Annotated in this window: 20 protein-coding genes; 12 read left to right on the top strand and 8 right to left on the bottom strand. The window is 49.2% G+C overall.

Annotated elements, in window-relative coordinates; all coding sequences use genetic code 11:
* The first annotated feature begins 21 nt into the window (after nt 1-21).
* A complete protein-coding gene (locus AC0YNW_RS19170) occupies nt 22-1440 on the top strand; it encodes a glycosyltransferase family 2 protein (RefSeq protein ID WP_475833315.1) in 1419 nt (472 codons plus the stop codon).
* A 115-nt stretch (nt 1441-1555) separates the two neighbouring features.
* On the opposite strand, the gene AC0YNW_RS19165 is transcribed toward AC0YNW_RS19170, so the two are convergent.
* The 3 genes from AC0YNW_RS19165 to AC0YNW_RS19155 all read right to left on the bottom strand — a co-directional run bounded on the left by AC0YNW_RS19165 (nt 1556) and on the right by AC0YNW_RS19155 (nt 4608).
* The gene (locus tag AC0YNW_RS19165) at nt 1556-2734 is read right to left on the bottom strand and encodes a WD40/YVTN/BNR-like repeat-containing protein (protein ID WP_475833314.1); all 1179 of its coding nucleotides are present in this window, start codon (nt 2732-2734) and stop codon (nt 1556-1558) included.
* 372 nt (nt 2735-3106) lie between these two features.
* Nucleotides 3107-3808 carry a hypothetical protein gene (locus AC0YNW_RS19160; protein WP_475833313.1) on the bottom strand — a complete coding sequence of 234 codons (702 nt, stop codon included), beginning with the start codon at nt 3806-3808 and terminating at the stop codon, nt 3107-3109.
* A 5-nt stretch (nt 3809-3813) separates the two neighbouring features.
* Entirely contained in the window at nt 3814-4608 is a 795-nt protein-coding gene (locus tag AC0YNW_RS19155; protein ID WP_475833312.1) for a hypothetical protein, read from the bottom strand.
* A gap of 351 nt (nt 4609-4959) precedes the next feature.
* On the opposite strand from AC0YNW_RS19155, the gene AC0YNW_RS19150 reads away from it, so the two are divergent.
* Both AC0YNW_RS19150 and AC0YNW_RS19145 read left to right on the top strand, forming a co-directional pair.
* On the top strand, nt 4960-5820 hold the full coding sequence (locus AC0YNW_RS19150) for an SDR family NAD(P)-dependent oxidoreductase (protein WP_475833311.1): 861 nt from the start codon (nt 4960-4962) through the stop codon (nt 5818-5820).
* Complete coding sequence (locus AC0YNW_RS19145; protein WP_475833310.1) at nt 5807-7345, top strand: AMP-binding protein; 1539 nt, start codon at nt 5807-5809, stop codon at nt 7343-7345. The genes AC0YNW_RS19150 and AC0YNW_RS19145 overlap by 14 nt, the downstream gene beginning before the upstream one ends.
* A 32-nt stretch (nt 7346-7377) precedes the next feature.
* On the opposite strand, the gene AC0YNW_RS19140 is transcribed toward AC0YNW_RS19145, so the two are convergent.
* Nucleotides 7378-7923 carry a GNAT family N-acetyltransferase gene (locus AC0YNW_RS19140; RefSeq protein ID WP_475833309.1) on the bottom strand — a complete coding sequence of 182 codons (546 nt, stop codon included), beginning with the start codon at nt 7921-7923 and terminating at the stop codon, nt 7378-7380.
* 144 nt (nt 7924-8067) lie between these two features.
* Between AC0YNW_RS19140 and AC0YNW_RS19135 the strand changes: the two genes are divergently transcribed.
* The 5 genes from AC0YNW_RS19135 to AC0YNW_RS19115 all read left to right on the top strand — a co-directional run bounded on the left by AC0YNW_RS19135 (nt 8068) and on the right by AC0YNW_RS19115 (nt 14076).
* The gene (locus AC0YNW_RS19135) at nt 8068-8268 is read left to right on the top strand and encodes a hypothetical protein (RefSeq protein WP_475833308.1); all 201 of its coding nucleotides are present in this window, start codon (nt 8068-8070) and stop codon (nt 8266-8268) included.
* A gap of 14 nt (nt 8269-8282) precedes the next feature.
* Nucleotides 8283-8501 (top strand): hypothetical protein, encoded by a 219-nt coding sequence (locus AC0YNW_RS19130; RefSeq protein WP_475833307.1) that lies wholly within the window; start codon nt 8283-8285, stop codon nt 8499-8501.
* 94 nt (nt 8502-8595) lie between these two features.
* Complete coding sequence (locus AC0YNW_RS19125) at nt 8596-9357, top strand: peptidylprolyl isomerase (protein ID WP_475833306.1); 762 nt, start codon at nt 8596-8598, stop codon at nt 9355-9357.
* Nucleotides 9358-9387: 30 nt separating this feature from the next.
* Entirely contained in the window at nt 9388-12477 is a 3090-nt protein-coding gene (locus tag AC0YNW_RS19120) for a peptidase domain-containing ABC transporter (protein WP_475833305.1), read from the top strand.
* A gap of 276 nt (nt 12478-12753) precedes the next feature.
* A complete protein-coding gene (locus tag AC0YNW_RS19115; protein ID WP_475833550.1) occupies nt 12754-14076 on the top strand; it encodes an MATE family efflux transporter in 1323 nt (440 codons plus the stop codon).
* Nucleotides 14077-14209: 133 nt separating this feature from the next.
* Here AC0YNW_RS19115 and AC0YNW_RS19110 read toward each other — a convergent pair whose 3' ends face one another.
* Together AC0YNW_RS19110 and AC0YNW_RS19105 are read right to left on the bottom strand one after the other, a co-directional pair.
* The gene (locus AC0YNW_RS19110) at nt 14210-15247 is read right to left on the bottom strand and encodes a hypothetical protein (protein ID WP_475833304.1); all 1038 of its coding nucleotides are present in this window, start codon (nt 15245-15247) and stop codon (nt 14210-14212) included.
* A gap of 107 nt (nt 15248-15354) precedes the next feature.
* The gene (locus tag AC0YNW_RS19105) at nt 15355-15879 is read right to left on the bottom strand and encodes an RNA polymerase sigma factor (RefSeq protein ID WP_475833303.1); all 525 of its coding nucleotides are present in this window, start codon (nt 15877-15879) and stop codon (nt 15355-15357) included.
* Between the two features lie 294 nt (nt 15880-16173).
* On the opposite strand from AC0YNW_RS19105, the gene AC0YNW_RS19100 reads away from it, so the two are divergent.
* Nucleotides 16174-17127, top strand: coding sequence for an SDR family NAD(P)-dependent oxidoreductase (locus AC0YNW_RS19100; protein ID WP_475833302.1), 954 nt, complete (start codon nt 16174-16176; stop codon nt 17125-17127).
* A gap of 8 nt (nt 17128-17135) precedes the next feature.
* Here AC0YNW_RS19100 and AC0YNW_RS19095 read toward each other — a convergent pair whose 3' ends face one another.
* Nucleotides 17136-17759, bottom strand: a complete 624-nt coding sequence (locus tag AC0YNW_RS19095; protein WP_475833301.1) for a LysE/ArgO family amino acid transporter — start codon at nt 17757-17759, stop codon at nt 17136-17138.
* A 127-nt stretch (nt 17760-17886) separates the two neighbouring features.
* On the opposite strand from AC0YNW_RS19095, the gene AC0YNW_RS19090 reads away from it, so the two are divergent.
* The gene (locus tag AC0YNW_RS19090; protein WP_475833300.1) at nt 17887-19341 is read left to right on the top strand and encodes an aminotransferase-like domain-containing protein; all 1455 of its coding nucleotides are present in this window, start codon (nt 17887-17889) and stop codon (nt 19339-19341) included.
* A 15-nt stretch (nt 19342-19356) separates the two neighbouring features.
* On the opposite strand, the gene AC0YNW_RS19085 is transcribed toward AC0YNW_RS19090, so the two are convergent.
* Nucleotides 19357-20235 carry a LysR family transcriptional regulator gene (locus AC0YNW_RS19085; protein ID WP_475833299.1) on the bottom strand — a complete coding sequence of 293 codons (879 nt, stop codon included), beginning with the start codon at nt 20233-20235 and terminating at the stop codon, nt 19357-19359.
* Between the two features lie 111 nt (nt 20236-20346).
* On the opposite strand from AC0YNW_RS19085, the gene AC0YNW_RS19080 reads away from it, so the two are divergent.
* Nucleotides 20347-21630, top strand: a complete 1284-nt coding sequence (locus AC0YNW_RS19080; protein ID WP_475833298.1) for an adenylosuccinate synthase — start codon at nt 20347-20349, stop codon at nt 21628-21630.
* Nucleotides 21631-21667: 37 nt separating this feature from the next.
* Nucleotides 21668-22129, top strand: a complete 462-nt coding sequence (locus AC0YNW_RS19075) for a RidA family protein (RefSeq protein WP_475833297.1) — start codon at nt 21668-21670, stop codon at nt 22127-22129.
* The last annotated feature ends 180 nt before the right edge of the window (nt 22130-22309 follow it).

Here is a 22309-nt window from a genome sequence, read left to right as displayed (position 1 = left end):
TGGATGGAGGGAATGAACCGTATGGATATTTCAATTATTATTCCGGTGCATAACAAGCCCGAGCAATTAGTGCAGACACTGAGCTTTATAAGCGGTCAGAAGAACTTGGATGATATTGGAATGGAAGTGGTCATTGTAGACGACGGCTCTACGGAGCCGGTTCGCGAGGTCGTGGATTCGTATCGGGACAAGCTGCCTTCGCTGAACTATATTTTTATCCCGAGAGACAAGCACTCCTGCCGTTCCAGAGCACGCAATACCGGCATTGCGGAGAGCAAGGGGCGTATATTGGTCTTTCTGGACAGCGGAATTATCATTCCGGATACCATGATCCATCAATCCGTTGGACGAATCGGGAACAGCACGAATATGGTGCTGTACCATTATATATTGGGAGCTTTCACCGACCCGGACACAGAGGACATGTCGGTCATTGAAGGCATCACGCCGCAGAACCTGGCGGACACATGCGAGCGCTTGAAGTCCCATCCCGGCTGGGAGGATATGCGGACGGCGCACTTCGAGCTGGTTGGCGGCGATTTGAATCGGATGGATGTGCCATGGACGATGGGCTGGAGCGGCGCGGTCAGCGCGTCAAGGGAGATTGTGGTCAAATCCGGCGGTTTCGACGAGTCGTTCAAGGGCTGGGGAGCGGAGGATACCGACTTCTCGTACCACTTGCATCTGCATGGCGCAGCTATGTACGCTACGGAGGAAATATGCGTATTGCATCTCCCGCATGCGGCTGACGACAAAATCGATATGAAAATCAAGACAAGCTTCATGAACCGCAAAAAAATGCATTTCAAGCATTATACGTTTGATACAGAGCTGTATCCGTATTCCGCCGATATGCATTATGACGGAATCATGTCGAAGTTCAACCGCCTGGTCATCAAGTATTTTACGCCGCTTTATCCTGCTGAGCTGATTGGGAGGCTGCATGACGATTATTTGGCGGGTACGGAACGCTCCGCTATCGTAGGAGCTGACAGCTTGGCTTTGCTGAAGGAGCTTGACGTCTCGCACATCTTTTTGCAAAACAAGCATATCTGTCAGGATTTCAAAAGCAAGCTGGCGGATAAAGAAGTCGTTTATATGCTGGGAGCGGATACGCCTTATGCGTCGAGTTACTTTGATGTACTCGTCGTGACCGACTTCTACCGGATGATCAGTGAGCCGATCGCTGGCATATGGCTGAAGGAGCTTCATCGGATATCGAAAAAGCTCATATTCATCCATAATGAAACGTATGTGTCCTATCTGGCTACCGTTGCCGGATGGACATGGCATAGCCTTGACGAGCTGCAGCAGATTCTGAGCCAGAAGCAGCTTGCGTATTCGGTTTCTTCGAAAATTGGCGAGTTTTTACTGCTTAATGTAGGAAAAGCTGCCCTGGCAGCTCGGAAAGAAGAGAATCTAGAGTATGTCAAAAGCTAGTGAAGGCATTGGATGAAACGAAACAATCGGACAGTTAAGGCTGTCCGATTGTTATTTTGTTTTCTATTAAAGGGAGCTTTGCTGAAAAATACATAGGAAATGATGAGCATGTCTACTATTCTATCTCGGCAGCTATCGGCCTCCATGATTTTCCTCCATCATCGGTAGAATAAAGATAATGGAATTCATCATATCCAACCAGCAGCCATCCATGACTCGAATCGATAAAATCGAATGATTGTATGACTGCAGGCTTTGTCGTATCTGCGATAATATCTTTAACATGAAAAATAGGCTCCCATCGCTCCAAATCATTGATTGAAGCATATAAGCTTTTCTGGTCGAAGCTGATCCATCCCTGCTTAGACTCGACAAAATCGTATTGAATAGCAGGCATGTCGAGGGGAATGTTCTGGATCGAGTGGCGCTCCCAAGTGATTCCGCCATCAGTGGTTGCAAATAAATAGTAATTATAGAATTCCCCTGTGTCATGACGTACCGGGAGAAAGCCAATATGTTCGGAAGGGAATAATGGGGCAAGCGTCTCTGAAACACCCTCACAGGGTTCACATGGCAAGGTGAGATTTATTTCTTTCCAGAATTGTCCGCTGTCATGGCTCTCATATAAGATAGGCGTACCAATATAAGAGACAGGGATCCAGCCGCGAGTTGGAGATGTGAACTGTAAGCCTGTCTTATATCCCTTTATAGGCAATTTGTTCTCATCATCGCCATTGACAAGCTGATTCCAGTGCTTTCCTCCATCAGAGGTTCTTAGAATCTCGAGCCGATTTGCTGCGCCTCCTCCTTGAAGCATTCCGGCCACCCACCCATTTGAAGCATCAATAAACTGAAAGCCTATTAAAGAGTTTCCTTCGGTATTCAAAGTGAAAGCCTCACGGTTTTCCCAACTGGTTCCCGCATCTTGAGAATAATAGACAGGGTAAATCCCACTAGTGTCCTGCAAGGATGTTACATCATTTGTTACAAATATTTCATCAGACGAAACAAAGGAGGGACGCAGGATACCTAGAGACTCTTTCAAGCGAGGGGTCACATTGATCCAATAATCCCCCCCGTTAGATGTACGATAAAGCTGGGTCTTTCCGTCGGCGGCACCATAGGCAAAGCCATGACTGTTACTGAACATCCGAATGACCGTGAATGGAAGCGGAGCTAGCTCGCCGCTCCCGTCATTGCTTGGTTTCGGGGATTTCCCGATACTCGAAGCACAGCCCGAGGTCACGAATAGGAGTACGACAAGCAGTAAGCGAGAAGCAAGGTGTTTTTTCATAAAATAATGATTCACTCCATTCGTATGAATGACATACCGCTGCCTACAGTTTTCATGTGCAATGGTTTAGTTTACAGTAATTTCGGAAGGGACTTGGCTCCAATTGATCGAAGACCAAGGATGGGTAGACGAGTCCCATATTGCGTATCTGCTTTGGCTATATTTATTATTTGCAGGCTGGTCTTGGGTTAGCCAATGTCAGTATTCAGTAGTTACACCGAGTCCATTTGTTATGGAATAGGAGTAGAATGTATATGGGAGAGGCTCTTGAGTGGCTTTTACTCCAGTTGTATATAATCCATTAGGGCTACTGTTATACCACCAGGCCTTCTCACCTTGAACTTTAGACAAGTCATATTTGTAGCAAGTATATTATTGAGGATTATAGGGCGGGTAGGGGTATGTGCATGTTTTCGTTTCTAATCCGCCACTCCTTTTCACAGTCGAATCGCCAGTGACTTTTAACTCCTTCTTTGAAGCATCGTATATACTATTAAATATACTTTCACATTTATCTTTTACTCCAGTTGCTCCACAAGCTCCCCATGGTCCCCAGGCTGCGATGCGCTTTTCTTTAGCGGTTCCCGTCTTTCCCTTATAAAGGGCTGCCATTTTTGCTGCTGCCAATTTTGCAGACGTGTCGGTATATACAAGGTCTTTCAAAGGATACTTAAAAGAATGTTGGGTTAATTGCCACAAACCAATGCCTACACTCCAGTGTACTCTTTTGTAATGATCCACTCCATTGATAAATTTATCATAACCCGTTTTCCCATCAACCCATAGAGCATGTCCCCAATCGACTCGTACATCAGATCTTCCAATTGTCATGGGTGCTGGAATTTTGTCTAGCAGACCAGACGGGTTGCTGTTATCAATCGTTTCTAACCAAGTTGGCGCCAGTATAATGGCAGCGAGCTCATTTTGAACAGTGAGACCAGCAGCGCTTAATGAATTCGTTGCCTCATTCTTTACGTCAGCCAGTGGTTCCGCTCCAAATTTGGCTGCGTACGAGCCTGTCGGTACAAGAAAAAGTCCCATAACTAATGAGGCAACAACGATTAATTGTTTCATAGGTTTCATTCTCCCACCGCCCATAATATTATACTAGAAGAGTTCACTTTTTCTCCAATTATTGGATCGTTTATCACGATATCTTTAAAGACAGCGCCTACATCAGAATCTATATAATCATAGTCATCTGGAACGGTTTGAGTAATAAAAGCAACCTGCCCCTCTTGATTCAACCATGCCGCAATAATATTTGCCTGATAGATACGCTTTCCAAGATTTTGAATTGTCGTGGCAAGTACAAATGGGTATGGTTCATCTAGACGTGGCTGGCCATTATACGTAGTATCACCAAACAACATTTCATATGAGATATCGATATGAATATCTCGAGAAACCTGTTCATCTGCTTCACTAAATTGCATATTCCAAATAATTTCGCTAACTAAACTCTTGTCGATTTGTGATAATAGTTGGAATGGGGCTGGTTCACCAGGACGAATGTTTTTTACAAGGGCTTCACCTTTTACTTTCTCAAGAAGGCTGCCATCATCCGATAACAAGGCTGCTTCTATTTGTATAGAACTGACTGTAGAAAGAGTCTCGTTCCTAACCAATCCGGCGACTGCCCAATGTTCGGTTTCCAATTCCTGTAGAGTAGATTTTAATAATGTAATAGAACTCCCATCAATTTCATCAATGGCATGAGTACCGAGAAAGCCCGGAAACGTCCTATAATCCGTCTCCTTTACTTCTATTTCTTTAGCATCTGCAGTTGTCAGATTAGACACAAATAAATCACTTTTAAAGTCTTCTTTTTTTAGTGACTTATATATTTCCCACATTTCCGGTTGTTTTGGCAAATTAATTTTTACTTTCTGTTCCTTGTTTTTTTATTCAGAAGGCTTTAATGAATCCATTTGATTTGCATAGGCTATAGTGGTCACTAAAAGAAAGATGGTAAATACAGATGCTAAAAATCTCCAACTTACTACTCGTTTCATTTTGACTCCTCCTTGAATTTAGTAAAATACCATTTGATAATTAAAAATGTAAAATAAGATTGTTAAATCCAATATAAAGAAATTTTGGGGTGTTGTCATAAGACTTTGGTCACGGATTTTGGAAGAACTCTAATTTTCAATTTCTTTTTTGGTATGTATAATTAGGTAAATCAAATTAGAGGTGAATATCCTTAAAGGGTGATGGTTGCTGTGGGTAGATATCATTGGCTGGACAAGCTATTGTTCCCGCCCTCCTCTTACAATCTAGAGAAGCTTAGAAATGCAGTAAGCGGAAAGACGGTGCTCATTACCGGGGCAAGCTCGGGAATAGGAGAGCAGATTGCTCATTTGCTCGGTGATTGTGACCTTCAGTTAATTCTTGTAGCCAGGAGATATGAGAGGTTGCTGAAGTTGAAGTGGGAGCTGGAGCAAAAAGGAGCGGAAGTCTGCATCTTCCAAGCGGATCTTCGTGATGTGCGGGAGATGGAGGCTTTTCTGGAATCACTACATGATCTTCCGAACGGGATCGATATCGTTGTGAATAATGCAGGATTATCAATCGGACGGTCGATCTGGGACTCGTTGGACCGTTTTCATGATTTTTCTCGAACGATAGCGATCAATTATTTCGCCCCTGTACGCATGCTGTTGTCGCTTATCCCTATGCTTGAACGAGCAAAAGGGCAAGTCATTAATGTCTCTACAATAAATACTTCACTGATCCCTCTCCCAAAGTGGTCCGCCTATCAAGCCTCCAAGTCCGCATTCGATACCTGGTTTCGTTCTGCTGCTCCCGAGTTGAATGCTGCGGGGATCTTCACGACATCGATCTATTTGCCGCTGGTCCGCACCCCGATGATAGAACCGACCGCCGCTTACCGGAAGATGCCCGCCATGAGCCCGGAGCATGTCGCACGCATTATCGCCAAGTCGATGTACACGAAGCGGAGGACCTGGAATCCTTGGTGGCTGTTCTTGGGACAGGTTGCCTCCATTCTATTCAGAGGGTTATGGGAGAGGCGGATGCCGCGTAAGCTGAGTAAGAGGAGGGACAAGCATGGGGATGCTTAAACTGGCGCAAGTGATGCGGAAGATGGGGATGCTTAGTCCGCTCGGCCTCTTTCGTCTGATTGCCGCAATCTGCCGCTACGGAATCAATGTCATGGCTTTATTGAGAATAACCGAGCGGACCTATGGAGAAGCGGTCGCCATTGCTGACGACAGCGAGACGATAACCTATCGCCAGCTGCTGGTGCAATCCGAGGAATTGTCCATATCGCTGCGAGAGAACTATGGTATTCGGCCTGGGAGCAAGGCAGCGCTCCTGTGCCGCAATCATGCTTCGCTGGTGAAATCGGTATTTGCCTTGTCCTGGGCCGGAGCCGATCTCTATTTGTTGAACGCGGAGATGAGCCAGGACCAGCTGCAAGACTTGATAACTGCTTATGACTTTGACTTGCTGATCTATGATGAAGAGCTTACCACCTTCATCAAGCAGTCCACGTACAACAAGGGGAAGCTGCTTAGCTATCACGATGTGAGACCTGCTGTCAATAACCAGAAGACAGACGGTATCTCCAACGCCAGGCCCAGCTGGCATCGAACGTCATCGGGCACGATTATGCTTCTAACAGGAGGCACGACAGGCAAGTCGAAGAAAGTGCCGCACAGGCCTTCCTTATTCCACTATTTGAACCCGTTCTATACGCTGCTAGATCGACTTCATCTTGTGCGTTATCATACCGGCTATATCGCAACGCCGATCTACCACGGTTATGGCATTGCCATCCTGCTGTTATTCGTTGCTCTCGGCAAAAAGATTGTGCTGACATTGGGCTTTGATGCGTCCAAGGCATGTGCGCTTGTAAGGGAGCATCAGGTGCAAGTGGCGACCGTTGTCCCGCTAATGCTGGACAAGATGCTGAAGCATAATGCCGAGGATATGCGCTCGCTCGCCTGCATCGCTTCAGGAGGAGCCGAGCTTAATCCGAAGCTGGTAGCCGAAGTCTACGCTAGGCTGGGGGATGTGTTGTGCAATTTGTACGGAACGTCGGAGTCGGGACTGAATATTGTCGCAACGCCGGAGGATTTAAGGCAGTCGGCTCATACGCTGGGACGGAAGATTGACGGTATGCCTCTCTTTGTATTGGATGAGGATATGAATGAAGCAAAACCGGGAGTGGTTGGGCAATTTTGTGTACAAAATTATCTATCATGGGCAGAACGAAGCAAGAGGTGGATTGAGACGGGCGATATGGGCTATCGGGGCAGCGACGGCCTCTATTACTTGTGTGGAAGAGCGGATGATCGGATAGTATCAGCTGGTGAAAATGTGTATCCCATTGAGCTGGAGCATATTCTGATTCATCATCCGCAGGTCGAGGATGTTGCCGTAATTGGCATCCCCGATGAGACCTTCGGACAGCGGCTCAAGGCTTATGTTCAGCCAACCCCGTATTCGGAAGTGAACGCTGAACAGCTTATGGAGTGGTTGCGAGTGCGTGCGGCTCGATATCAGATGCCAAAGGAGATTGTTCTGGTGGAGGAGATTCCGTATACCCATCTAGGTAAGAGGGATAAGAAGAAGCTTCTTTGAACCTGCTAGGAATGACGCTGCCATGGAGGCGCTTATCCGCGGAAGCGCCCCATGACAACGGTGTTGTAATACCGGCCGTCGGACAACACTTTGTCATTCTGCAAGACGCCTTCAATCTGAAATCCGAAACGTTCGTACAGCCAGATAGCATTCTTGTTTGTCTCCAGCACATTCAAAGTCATTTTGGTTATACCAGTAGAGTCTGCCCATGCCAAGGAAGTCTTCAGCAGTTCTTTCCCGATGCCATATCCCCAAAATTCCTCCAGAATACAAACACCAAATTCAGCCTTATGGGCATACCGCTTCAAATAGATGCCCTCGCATCTTGAAAAGCCGACGAGACGGTTATCTGCAACCACGACCAAAAATAGATTGCGCTCTCCCTCGCTATCCCTCCGAATAAGCGTCTTGAAACCTTCCGTACTGATGAAAGCCTCCCCTGCCTCCCGATCCATATGTTCGGTTTCTCCGTCTATCTTCACCCTCAACTCCGATAATGCCGCTGCATCTTCTTCATTGGCAGATCTAATCGTATACCGCATACCCCGCACCTCGAAGTACTGCTGCTCCACTAACATCGTGCACTCTCCTATTCCTATGAAAAAACAGAAAGTCGGTTATACGATCCTATCATCCCCCTATTAAAATGACAACTTTAGTTGCTTTTTGAACCATATCGTTTTCTGTAAACTATACCAAACTAGATGAAGAGGTGATAAGAAATGGCAGAGAATCATCAACAAGCATCTTCCGAGCTTAAAGCAAAGTTTCATCTGGAAGAATTGAAGGAAGAAGGCAAAGCGCTCACCGAACAAGAAATGAAGCAAGTTACGGGCGGTGCTGGAACCGGGAAGCTTCAAGGAACAACCCCTATTAATATGAACGGAAAAACGATCCCTACTAATAAACAACTAAAATTTTAAGAGGTGGCGGGAACATGGCAGAGAACAGTCAACCAGTATCGACGGAGTCTACACCCAAGCTTCGTCTGGAAGAATTGAAGGAAGAAGGAAAAACACTGACTGAACAAGAGATGAACCAAGTTGCGGGCGGATCAGGACCCAATAGATATTTTGGTGGCCCCGTCGTTCCGAATTCGGCTCAATCGCAGGGCAATAAAGCCGTATTGCCAGGCAGAACGATTTATATGAGCTAGGATAGGCGGCAGAAGATTGATCAAGATTAATCACCTCTATATTGGGGTGATTCTTTCTTTTCAGCCTATTTATGAACTTAGATGAGGAGTTTGTATGTCAATAAATAACGTTTTGATGACGGTTAAAGGCCAGGCTGTAACGTATGCGGACTTGCTCCGTTATGTCCGCAATCATCAGGCTACCGAGATTCTTCAGCAAAAGGCCAGACAGATGCTAATTGACCAGTATGCGGAGCATGCGGGACTAACGGTTTCGGATGAGGAACTGCAGCGCGGCATTGATGCGTTCCGCCGCGAGCGAGGTCTGCTTAAGGTCGCTTCGGCTTCGGAATGGCTTGATCGACACGGCATGAATTTAGAGGATTTGGGGGAGCGAGTGCGGGATCAGCTATTGGAGTCAAAAGCGGCCGAGCACTTCTCCCAGCCAAAAGTTGAACAATATTACTACGAAAATCGCCTGGCATTCGATACCGCGACGATCTCCAGAATTGTGATAAAGGAATACGGAGCTGCACGCGAGCTGCTGTTCCGTATGGAGGAAGGCTGCGACTTCCATAGCCTGGCGCGCGAATATTCCGAGGAAGATGAGACAAGAAGAGCGGGCGGATACGTTGGAGAGATGGGGCGCGATGCTCTAACCCCGGCTGAAGCTGCCGCTGTGTTCGGCGCTCAGCCTGGTGAAGTGCTGGGGCCAATCAAGACGGGTCAAGGTTATTTGATCATTAAAGTAGAAGAAATCATGAGCGCGCGGCTCGATGAGTCGATGAGAAGCCGAATAAGAACTATTCTATTCGAGGAATGGCTGCGCGAGCAGATGCAAGAAGTCGATATTCACTATGCGTTGTGGCAGGTATAAAAACAAGACCGTCGATGGGTGTGAAGCAAGTTGGAATCGCTGTTAAACCGGGTTTCTCTCTTTGATGTTATGAATGAACAGGAGAGAGCTCTCTTATCGCAAAGGCTTGTGCCTGAGCAATATCTGATGGGGCAAACGATCATCCAGACGGGCAAGCCGATTGATGCTTTCTATATTATTGCAACCGGGCAAGCGCGACGTATCAAGGTGCAGGCGGACGGCAGCGAAATGAATTTGGGCCTCCTGCAGCCGGGTGAGCATTTTGGCGAGAGCGGACTGCTTGGCCGGGAAATCGCCGATATGACGGTTCGGGCTTCAACCGAGCTGTGGCTCTGGAAGCTGGCGAAGGAGGACTTCGCTGAGTTGCTTCAGCTGCAGCCGGAGCTTGAAGGTTACTTGAACATGTACATTGCTTCGGATTCCACGCTGACCTTTTTGCAGACATCCGCTTTATTTGCTCGGGTAGAAACGAGTGTGCTGCATTCTCTGCTTGATAAAATGGCCGTTTGCCGTTATGAAGCCGGTACGATCGTAGTCACGGAGGGGGAGGTCGGGGATTCCTTATATATCCTGCGCTCCGGACGTGCCGAGGTCGTGTCGGAAAGCGCGGGCGAGTGGTATGGTGAATTGCTGGAGGGCGATTATTTCGGCGGATTATCGCTGCTGGATGCCGTTCCTCTGGATCGAACGGTCAGAATGACGGAGGAATCGACTCTTCTTCGACTGTCCAAAGAAGTGATGGACGTGTTGACGCGCATGTATCCGGATATGAGGGAGCAGATCGACCGCAATGCCGCTCAAATTTATGGTATATGCAGCGTCGTCAATCAGGGCTCAGCTTTTACAGAGAAGGATGAGACTGAGGAATACACAGCATTCGCCGGGAAGGATGAATTTGAGGCAGAAACTGGGCTAGATGACAATGCGATGATGGCCATGCCTTCGCCGCTTCCTATAGGGGTAAAAAGGCGCAAGCGTTTCAAGCGCAATTATCCTATTGTGCTCCAGCAAAGCGAGATGGACTGCGGTCCGGCCTGTCTCAGCATGATCGGCAAGTATTACGGTATAAGAATGCCCATTCATACAATTAGGGCAATCGCTCGGACATCCCGATCGGGAACGACACTTCAGCAATTGCGCACGACGGCGCAATCGCTTGGTTTCGTTGCACAGGGCTATCGCACCGGTATGCCGGAGCTGGCTGAACTTCATTTGCCCGCTATTGCCCATTGGAGAGGCAATCACTATGTTGTCGTCTATTCGATTACGAATGAGCATGTCATTGTAGGCGACCCGGCGATTGGGATTGAGAAGCTGACACTGGAGCAATTCGCCGAGGGCTGGAACGGTATGCTGCTTCAGTTGGCGCCAACAGAGGAAGTGAAAGAAATCAGCGGCAATCGATCGACAATGCGCAGATACGTCTCGTTCCTGAAGCCGCATAGTCGCATGCTGGCTTTCGTGCTGGCGCTATCCGTCGTCATCCAGTTGCTGTCGCTATCTCTGCCTGTCTTCACCCAGAAGGTCATTGATACCGTACTGGTCGAAAAGGACGTAGGGCTGCTCCTTATCCTGCTGTTGGCTATGTTGGTGATTTCACTTGTGAATACAGGCTTTATTTTTATAAGGCAATGGATAGCGTCCAAGACAGCGCTGCAAATCGATATGAATATGATTCATGCCTTCTATTTGCATGTGCTGAGGCTTCCGCTTTCGTTTTTCAACGAACGAACGGTTGGCGATATGCTGGCGCGGGTGAACGAAAACGAGAAGTTGCGCAAAATACTGACGAACAGCGCTTCCAGCTTTATTTTGGATCTGGTTACGATCATCGTGTACGGCTCTTTAATGCTGTATTACAATTCGAAGCTGTTTTTGCTAGCTGCTGTTATTTTTCCTCTGTACGCCTTATTGATTTATGTCATCAGTCCACGCATGCGGCGGAATAGCCGGAAGCAATTTCTGGCGGAGGCTGATTCGGATTCGACGTTGGTGGAGGCTGTACAGCATATAGCCGCAGTGAAAAGTTTGACAGCTGAGCAAAAAGTATTTGGCCAGCTCAAGCTTAAGTTTAAGAAGGCAATGGATTTGCGGGTCAAAGGCATATTATTGTGGGTATCGGCGGAAGCGGGCAGCGAGTGGATTCGGACGCTCGGAACCATCATTGTGCTGTTTTTTGGCTCCCGCTATGTACTGGCTAATGAAATGACGGCTGGCGAGCTGGTCGCCTTCACCGTGCTGCTGGCGACGGTTACGCAGTCGTTCACTTATTTGATTCAGATGCTGGATGATCTTATGGAAGCGCGCATCTCGGTGGAGAGGCTGGATGATGTATTTCAGGCGTCACCCGAGCAGAAGGAAGATCAGCATCTCCGCAAGCTTGCCGGAGTAAGGGGTCATCTGGTTTGGCAAAATGTCACGTTCCGCTATGAGGAAGACGGAGCCAATGCGCTGCAAAACGTTTCCTTCGAGATGCTGCCCGGACAGACGGTCGCATTAGTCGGCAGAAGCGGCTCCGGCAAGTCGACGACGGCTAATCTGATCACGAAGCTATATCTCCCCGCGAGCGGCCGGATTACTCTGGATGGCCATGATCTGCAAAGCATCGATGTGGAATCCTTACGTTCTCATATCGGAGTGGTCCAGCAGGAAACGGCGATATTCCGGGGGTCCATTCGAGACAATATTGCATTCCGGCAACCGGATGCGTCCAAACAGGATATCGAAGCGGCTGCTGTTATGGCTGGCGCCCATGATTTTATCCGAAATACTGCCTTAGGATACGAAACGATCATAGGCGAGGGAGGAATGAGGTTGTCTGGCGGTCAAAGCCAGCGGATTGCCATTGCAAGAGCATTGCTCGGCGATCCGCCGCTGTTGCTGTTCGACGAGGCGACAAGCGCTCTCGATACGGAATCGGAGAGGCTGATCCAGCACAATATGAAGGAAATGCTAAAGAACCGGACGACGCTCATTATCGCTCATCGGCTTAGCACGGTAAAGCATGCCGACCGCATCATTGTACTGGATAAGGGTTGTGTGGTTGAAAGCGGAACGCATGATGAGCTGATGGAGGCAAAGGGACTTTACTGTTATTTGATCAATCAGCAATTGGCGTAGAGCTTCGAACACTTATGCCAATCCTCGCAAGAGGAGTTAAAATAAAATTTCGGAAAAACGGCACATCCGCCGTTTTTTTGTTATACTGGGGGAAGAAGCTATATGACAGGTTGCGTCCGATTCTATTCATGATGAATAGATCGGGCTTTCTTTATGGACAGAGAAATAAGTCAGAACAACAGGAAAAGAAGTGATGAGGCTGTGGTCGGTGGCATACGATCCGTCATTCAACGGAAGAGCGATTCGTTATTAACGAAGTATTTTACGGGCAGCTCGATGGATTACAAGCAAATTTTCGCAATCATTATTCCCATTTTCGTAGATTCGGCGTTTATTGTATTGATGGCGATTATGAATACCGCCATGGTCAGCTCCTCTGGGGTTGCGGCCGTCAGTGCAGTCAGCATGGTCGATTCAATCAATATGTTTCTTGTGAACCTGTTTGTCGCGATTGCTACGGGCGGCACGGTTATCGTAGCCCAGTACAAGGGCAGCGGCAACGGGGAGATGGTGGCGAAGTCGGCTTCACAAGCGATATCATCCGTTGCCATCGTATCGGTAGTCATCGCGGCGTTGATCATTGTGTTCCATGCATCCACCTTAAATGCGTTGTTCGGAAACGCGGATGCGGATGTTCTGCATCATGCGAAAATATTTTTAATCGGCAGCTGCATCTCGTATCCGTTTATTGCGATCTATCAGGCCGTCACCGGCGTGCTAAGAGGCGTAGCGGAGACGAAGGCGTGTCTCGTGCTGTCGCTCATTCTGAATGTATCGTATTTTCTGCTTAACATTGTGTTGATTAAAGGGTTCGATATGGGCGTTGTTGGTTTGTCGATCTCATTAATTGTGGCACGTGTACTCGGTATGATTGTATCGATGATCTACTTGTTTAAATATAATCAAACCATTCGGATTAAATTAAGGGATACGTTCCTTGTTCACTGGTCTATCTTGAAAAAAATCTTGTATATCGGCATCCCGTTTGCCATGGAGCAAATGTTCTTTAACGGGGGCAAATTATTAACCCAGACGTTTATTGTCCATCTGGGTACGATGGCTATTACAGTCAACGCGATCAGCAACTCGCTGACGATGCTGTTCCAGATTGGCGGGACGGCGCTTAGCGTAGCGATTGTTACGGTAGTCGGGCAGTGTATCGGGCGTAGAGATATTGAGGATGCGAGGAAATTTATCAAATCCTTTATCGGACTATCGACGATATTCTATATTGTCATCACCGTCATCCTGCTGCTTATGTTCCCTATGCTGGTGAACTTGTACGCACCGCCGAAGGAGATTGTGCCATCTATCTTTGCGCTGATCCTGCTGATTGCGATCGCGCAGCCGATTGTATGGTCGTTCAGCTTCATTATGCCGTCGGCCCTGCGCGCGGCGGGAGATTCCAAATTTACGTCGATCGCATCGCTGCTGTCGATGTGGCTGTTCCGCATCATCCTGGGGTATATTCTCGGCATTACACTGGGCTTTGGCCTGATGGGCGTATGGGTGGCGATGGTCGCCGAGTGGGGCGTCCGCGGCATCATATTCGCTTGGCGGTTCAGAGGCGACAAGTGGTACAGACATAAGCTCATATAGAAAGAGGCCGTCCTGGAAGTCTTAAATGACAACAGGACGGCCTTTATTTATTAGTATAAAATATGCCGCGATGTAAAAGGGTGTTTATCAAGAACCATCCGTATAGGGCCCTATTAAGTGCAATAGTCTGCAGTTATTGCTTTTGGGGAACGAGTTCAATGATCCTGCCGGTAATGACACCGTCTTTGTCCCTGTGAAATTGCAGAGCCCAGTACAGATCACCTTTCCCGCTGACGGAAAACCGGTCCGAATCGCCAATCTGGCCTTCTCTGAAAAAGTCTTCGGGAGACGACGTTACACTCCAATCATCATGCTCATAATGAAAGTTGCCCGAGTCGTCATAGGTCACTTCCTTTACCGATTCCGGAATGACCTCGCCGATCGACTCACCGCTGCGTAATTTCACCCTTAATTCGTTAATCCACTCGGCCCGTTCTTGATCGGGGTTGCTGGAAGCTGCGGAAGGTGATGGATTCAGCAGTGTTTCCACATAAGCCTCCGCTTTTTCATGATCCGCTTTGGCGATATCGAGAGGGAGATCGAACAGTACAGACGCGCCGTCATAGTCTTCTCTGACCCGTATTTCCCCTGATGTTTCGTCATACTCAAAAGCTTCAGTGCTATAAAAAGAGGAACCGCTGCTAATTGCCAGATAGACGCCTCGATCCGCGAATAGTTCAACCTGGTCGCATTTAATCAATCTATACATGACGCCATCGATTACAGTCTCGCTGTATGCTCCGTTCATAGATGCGATGTTGATCTGCCATGGCTTCAGTCCCTTAATGAGCGGCGAGATGAAAAACGGCTCCTTGCCATATTCATTGTCTGCGGTAGCCGGCATCGTCCCTCCGTCCTCTCTGGCTATCGATACAACCGCATAGGTTCTGTCCGGGTAGATGTCCTCAGCGGAATGTTGGAATTGACTCAAGCCTGCTCCCGATACGAGCCCATGCAGGGTAAAACGATAGCCTCCGGCTGCCTTGGATTGATTGATCTGAACGGCATCGGCGCTTTCAAATGCATCCGCTAACAGCTGGTCTCCAAGCTTCTCGACAACCTGCTTGGCGCTGAATAGATGGGCCGCAGCATAGGCGGATACAGACAGGACAAGAAGCAAGACTGCTGCCAATAATCCTGCAGATAATCTTTTGCGGTACTTTATCTTCATAGGATTGCGCTCCTTTATTTGAAGGATGATGCTTTGATTTAATGATTCCTCCGGTTCTGCTTCGGAAGCCAATGATTGCCGAAGCGCTCGCTCTAAGTCCGCGTCGTTCATGGGGAATCCACCTCCAATACTTGTCTCATGGTTGTGCGGGCCTTATGCAGCCTGCTCTTCACTGTTCCCTGCGGGATTCGGAGCGTTTCAGCGATCTCCTCGACGGACATGTCCGCTGTGTAATGCATAAAGAGAGGTAGCTTCAGCTTGTCGTTCAACTGCCGGGCGGCGTCCCGGATCATGTCGCGAATCTCGAGCGACAGCAAGGCGTCCTCCGGGGTGGCTTCGCTTGCAGCCGCCAGGAATTGAATGGCGGTTTCGTCCAGCTGGCCTGTTGGAGCGATTCTTCGCCGCCAAGCCAGCTTACGGCGGTGGTTTTGGTGCAGCCGTACAGCAATGGCTATAAGAAAGGCTTTAGGATTACGGGACGCATCCAGCTTGTGTCTATGCTCTACAGTTTTAAGGAACGTTTCCTGATACAGATCGTCCGCATCTTCCTTGTTCCCCGTCAGATTGAAACAGAAGCCGTATATAGACTTGCCATGCAGCTTCACGAGCTCGATCAACTCTTCAATAGTCAAGTGACTTCTCCTTCCTGAATGGCCATTCAACTATCTATTGTCATAACTTGAGTGGTTGGTTCATTTTGTCCATTCTTGTTAACGCTTACCGAATTGTATCATCCTGGGCGGCCTTTTTGACATGGCGCGCCAGGGAAGGAATGATTTGATACGTATTCACGGAAATGAAGTCTATCTCAATCTGGCATTTATGATATGATCGTTTGAGATATTGGAAAATTCACTGAAAATGTATGGATCATGCGGTATCGGCAATGGGGCAGGTATCCTGACAAATTGGAGGGCGTGACGAAGATGAAAGACAAAATCGCAGTCATAACAGGCGCTAATTCGGGAATAGGCAAAGCAGCGGCATACAAATTCGCTGCGGAGGGATATCGGGTTGTGATGGCTTGCCGCAATCTCGCGATCAGCAAGCCTGTCCAGCAGGAGATCATGGCGTCCGCGGGCAGCCAGGCAATCGATCTGCTGGAGCTTGACGTCTCTTCCTTTGATTCGATACGGACCTTTTGCGCCGCATTTAAAGCCAGGTATGACAAACTGGATATTTTGATTCATAACGCAGCCTTCCTAAGCCATGGTGAGACGGAGTACAAGCTGAGCCCTGAACGCGTCGAGCTGTCGTTCGCTACGAATGCGTTTGGCCCTCTCTATATTACCGAGCTGCTGGCCGACTGGCTGGAGCAATCCCATGACCCCAGGGTGCTGAACGCCTGCACGACGAATATTAAAAACTTTTTCGACCCCAAAAGGACGATTGAATTTGATAACCTGCGCGGCGAGCACCGGGCAACCAGGCGTTACAGTTCCTACAAAATGTATGGCGATTCCAAGATGGCTTTCCTCATGCTGACGTTCAAGATGGCAGAGCAATGGAGAAAGCAGGGGATTAACATCAATGCGATCCAAATAAACCGTGTGAAGCTGTCCAAGGAAACGATCTCGAAGATGAGCTCGTACTGGAAGGCGCTGGCTTGGGCGCAAAATCTGACTAATCCGCTTCCGTCCGGCATGGCGGACAATTATTTTTACATATGTACTTCAAATCAATTCCGTCACGTTACCGGCCAGCTGATCAACCATAAGCGTGAGATCGTACAACCGGCAGCGAGCGAGCAAGGGTTCGACCAGCTGAAAAATATATTCGGTTCCGCTTATTATCCCAAGTATGCAGTTGATCAGGCCCGTGTGGATCAGGTTTGGGGAATGGGACAGGCGTTGATCGCCGCCCATTCCAGCAAAGGCTAGGCTTGCCTTTACAGAAGCAGGATAAAGTGATAACCCAGATAAAGGGCCGTGCCCCACATAATCATTGCAGATAAGGCCGGGATCAGGGAGAGGATGCGGGATGACTGCGCCCGCTGTCCGATTAACCGGCCCGCGGCTCCCAGGCCGATGAACCAAATCCATGACGTTGCCATGCATACGATCGCAAAAACGAGCTTGTCTGGACCGGTGTATTGTACGGAGCTGGTGCCGATGACGCCTACCGTATCCAGAATGGCATGGGGATTCAGCAAGGACACCGTGACCGCAAAGCCGATTTGTTTGTTGGCAGAGTAGCCTCTGCTGTGTTGCTCAGGTGTTTCTCTATCACGCCTGTTTTTCCATGTCGTCCAGCCCGTAAAGATTAAGAAGCCGCATCCCAGCAAATAAAGCAATGCTTTGATCCAGTCATGCTCCAGCACGATGACGGACACGCCAAGGACAGCAAAGGCAATCAGGGCGGTATCACACAGAGAAGCGGTGATGACGACCGGAAGAACGTTAGCAAATTTTCGGTGGACAGTGCCTTGGGTAAGAACAAATGCGTTTTGCGCGCCGAGCGGCAGAATAAGCCCCAGCGCCAGAATGAAGCCGTGAATAGCAGCTCCTATCATGATGCAGCCTCCTCTTTTTTTCTCATTCTAGGGGGAGGAGGAGTCGGAGTCGACAACCAAAGGACTGTCCCGCAGCCCAACCAATCTGCTAAAATAAGCACAACCTAACGAAGGAAAGATGGATGTTATGACCGAAGAATGGCTGCTTGACCGAAGCTCGTCTACCCCGCTGTATCAGCAAATTAACGATAGCATCGTGGAGAAAATACGTAACGGCGAATGGCCGGTTGGAACCAAGATCCCGACGCAGCGAGAGCTGGCTGAGCGGTTCGGGGTCAATCGAAGCACGGTTGTGTATGCGCTGGATGAATTAACGGCGGATGGGATTATTCAGTCCAAGGTTGGACAAGGCACGGTGGTTGTCAACAATACATGGAACGTGATCGCTTCAACCCGAGCGCCGGATTGGGGACGTTATGTGGTGGATGGGGCGCATCGGCCCAATCATCAATTGATCCAGCTCATTAATAAAGCGGAAGCGAATCCGGCTATCCTGCGACTCGGCACAGGCGAGCCTGCACCTGAGCTTCTGCCTGCACGGACTATGCTGCAGTCGCTGCAAGAAAGCGGCAGCTCGCTATCGTTAAGCTACTCCGAACCGCGCGGAAGTCTGCGATTGCGGGAGGCGATTAGCCGATCTTTGCTGGCGAAAGGAATTAAGGCGGCCCCGTCTTCGATTATGATCGTATCCGGGGGCCTGCAAGCCTTGCAGCTCATATCACTTGGACTGCTGCGCGGTGGCTCTACGATATTAACGGAAAGTCCGAGTTATCTGAACTCCATTCATGTTGTGCAATCTGCGGGTATCCGCCCTTATGGCGTACCGATGGATAAGGACGGGCTGATCGCGGGGCGAATCGGGTCTATGAAGCGTCAGACTGATGCCGCAATGCTGTACACAATCCCTACCTTTCATAATCCTACTGGCTGCTTAATGCCAACTGCACGAAGGGAAGAGCTGATGCGGATATGCACGCATGAAAGGCTGCCAATCGTGGAGGATGATGTGTACGGCGATCTATGGCTGGATGCTCCTCCGCCTCCGCCGCTCAAATCAATGGACCGGGAAGGTCAGGTTCTGTATATCGGAAGCATGTCCAAGTCGCTCGGTCCAGGACTTAGGCTTGGATGGATAGTTGCGCCTGAGCCGGTAATTGATCGGCTGTCCGACATCAAGATGCAGACCGATTACGGGACAAGCGCGCTATCGCAGCATGCCGTCGCCCAGTGGCTGGAGACGGATCTTTATGACGAGCATCTTGCCCGATTGCGAGTGGGGCTGAGGCACAGAAGAGAGCATTTGCACATGCTCTTGCTGCGTTATATGCGTAGCCTTGCAGAGTGGAGCTTGCCGAGCGGCGGATTCTACATTTGGCTGCGAATCAGCCGACCGTTATCGGTGCGAAGGCTATTTGAGCTTGCCCTAAAGGAAGGCATTCTGCTGCATCCCGGAAGCATATACGATTCCGGGATCGACGAGCCATATTTGCGTTTATCCTATGCTTACGCATCGTTCGAGCAGATGGAGCACGGGATTAGTTGTCTGGCGGCGCTCATGATTCAGTTGAACGGCCAACAATAAGACGTTCGATCAGCTTTAGGGCAAGCATTGAAGAAAGCTTTTCGAAGCAGCTGAGAGGGGGACGCCCTTCAGCGTAGCAATGCCGATCGATCGTTCAGGAATACGCGGAGTTAGCGGGATTTCGATTAATCGTCCGTCAGCGAGTTCTTCCTTGACGTATTCCCGCACGATAAACGTCAGTCCAAACCCTCGTTGAGCGAATTGAACAAGCAGGTCTAGGCTTCCCAGCTCGAACTCTGGCGTCAAGCGGATGTGATGAGCAGCCGCGTATTGGTCCAGATAAGCTCTCGTACTGCCGCCCGGCTCTAGGAGGAGCAACGGATATTGCTGCAAGCTGGTCAGCTCGAAGGGAGATTGAGCCAGGGATGCGTACGCCGGGCCTACTACGAGACAATCCTGTAGCGGGGAGCTCCTTCTAACCTCTATGCTTTTGTCGGCCGCGGGCAGATTGAGAATGCCAAAGTCAATTCGTCCTTCCTTCAGCAGCGCAATGGTCTCCGGTGTAGTCCGGTTCGTGACGCGCACGCGAATACCCGGATATTGCATATGGAACGACTCCAGATATGGCAGCAGATAATGCTTGCATAACGAATCGCTTGCTCCGATATTGATCTCCCCGTACTCCAAGCTGTGCATTTCCGCAATTTTCTTCTCGCCGCTGTCGATAGCCTTGAATGCTTGCTCGACGTGCTGAAGCAGCACTTCTCCCTCGGCTGTAAGGGTCACGCCTCGTGCTGTACGGAAGAACAGCTGACCGCCAAGTCCGCTCTCCAGTTGCTTTAGCGTATGGCTGATGGCGGGCTGCGTAATATGCAGCTTCTCCGCCGCTTTGGTCAAGCTTCCCAGCTTGGCCGTCCAGTAGAAGACGCGATACCATTCCATATTAAATTCCATAGTCATTACTCCTGTTTATATCTAATATTATTAATATCAATTATACTAATGGATATGTGCACATTATAATTATTCCTGTAAGTGATGACAAGTACAGGAGGCGATTCATAAGTGACGGTAACAGCGATTGTGGGAGCGAATTGGGGCGATGAAGGCAAAGGAAAGATGACGGATGTGCTGGCGGCCAAATCGTCCTTTGTTGTTCGATTCCAAGGCGGAAGCAATGCAGGACACACGATTATTAACGATTACGGGAAGTTTGCGCTGTCTATGCTTCCGTCAGGCGTATTTTATCCGGATGTTACGAATGTGATTGGTCCCGGTACAGCATTGGACGGTGATTCGCTCCTGTCTGAACGGGAGCAGTTGCTGGCGAGAGGCGTGCCCAAGCCGAGCCTGAAGGTATCGAATCGGGCGCAGGTGGTGCTGCCTGTTCATCAGTTATTGGACGCGCTGGAGGAAGAGCGGTTGGGCAAGCGCAGCTACGGCTCGACCAAACGCGGAATCGCCCCTTTTTATGCAGATAAATATGCCAAGCTCGGCGTACAGGTAGCGGATTTATATGATCGGAACCAATTGCTGGAGCGCGTAGGGCAGCTGCTGGAAGTCAAAAATGTGCTGCTGACCCATCTATACGGACATCAACCTCTGGAAGCTAATCCGATTGTGGAGGAGCTGCTGGGGCTGGGAGAAAGGCTGCTCCCATATGTATGCGATACGACTGTGATGCTTCAGCAAGCATACAAGGAGCAGCGGCCGATCTTGCTGGAGGGACAGCTTGGAGCGCTTCGCGATCCTGATCACGGCATCTATCCGTATTCGACGTCTTCTTCTACACTGGCGGGGTATGCCCCCGTCGGAGCAGGTCTTCCTGCCTATGCAGTGACTGATATTATGGCTGTGGTGAAAGCCTATTCCAGCTGTGTGGGAGCGGGGCCGTTCGTCTCGGAGATTGCAGGCGCGGAAGCGGAGCAGCTGCGAATTCGCGGCGGCGATGCGGGCGAGTTCGGAGTGGTGACAGGCAGGCCGAGGCGTGTAGGCTGGTTTGACGCTGTTGCGACCAGATACGGCTGCATGGTGCAAGGGGCGACGGAGGTGGCTTTGACGAATTTGGATGTACTCGGTTACCTGGATTCGATTCCGGTATGCGTCGGCTACCAGTTGGAGGACGGGACGGTTACGGAGCAGTTTCCTGTCAATGCCAAGCTGAATGGGGCGAAGCCGATCCTTAGACAGCTTCCAGGCTGGAAGTGCGATATAACCGGAGCTAAGTCATTCGAAGAGCTTCCGGCAGCAGCACAGCAGTATGTGTCATTTATGGAAGGAGAGATTGGAGTGAAGATCTCTTATCTGTCCATAGGACCAAAGCGCGAGCAGCTTATGAGATTAGGATAAAACCAAATGTCCGTAACGATGAGGGGAGCTCATGTTCATGTCTAATGTTACACCCATGGATCGATTGCAATCGCTTGGCATCTTGTTGCCGGAAGCGAGCGAGCCGGCAGCTCGATATACCAACTATGTTCTGTCCGGAAGTCTGTTGTTCCTCTCGGGCAAAGGCCCATCCGGCAAGCCTGAAGGCAAGCTGGGGATCGATTATACGACCGAGGAAGGGTACCGCTATGCTCGTCTGGCCGGGGTGGAAGTGCTGGCAGTGTTGGCGGAAGCGCTAGGTTCACTGAATCGAGTAAAGAGAGTCGTTAAGATTCAAGGCTTCGTCAATGCCAGCCCGGATTTTGAAGAGCATCATAAAGTATTGAATGGATGCTCAGATCTGATGCTGGATGTATTCGGGGAGCAGGGCTTACATGCGCGATCGGTGCTCGGAGCCGCATCGCTTCGGGATAATTTGCCGGTTATTATCGATTCTGTTTTTGAGATTGAGCTAGATTAAGAATGCGCATCTTATCCAAGAGAATTTACTAGATTCAAAGTTGGCGGCAATACAGGATGCAGCAGTCCTGATTGCCGTCTTTTTCTTTTAGTTTAATATCAGGGTCTTCAATGAAGGGATCAATTGGGGTAAAATAGAAACCGATGCAAGGATTGGTCAAAGGGATTGACGGTTGATAAG

The sequence above is a fragment of the Paenibacillus sp. J31R120 genome (genome assembly GCF_056269225.1).
The sequence above is the reverse complement of the archived record's forward strand: the minus strand, read 5'-3'. Positions and strand labels throughout refer to the sequence as shown.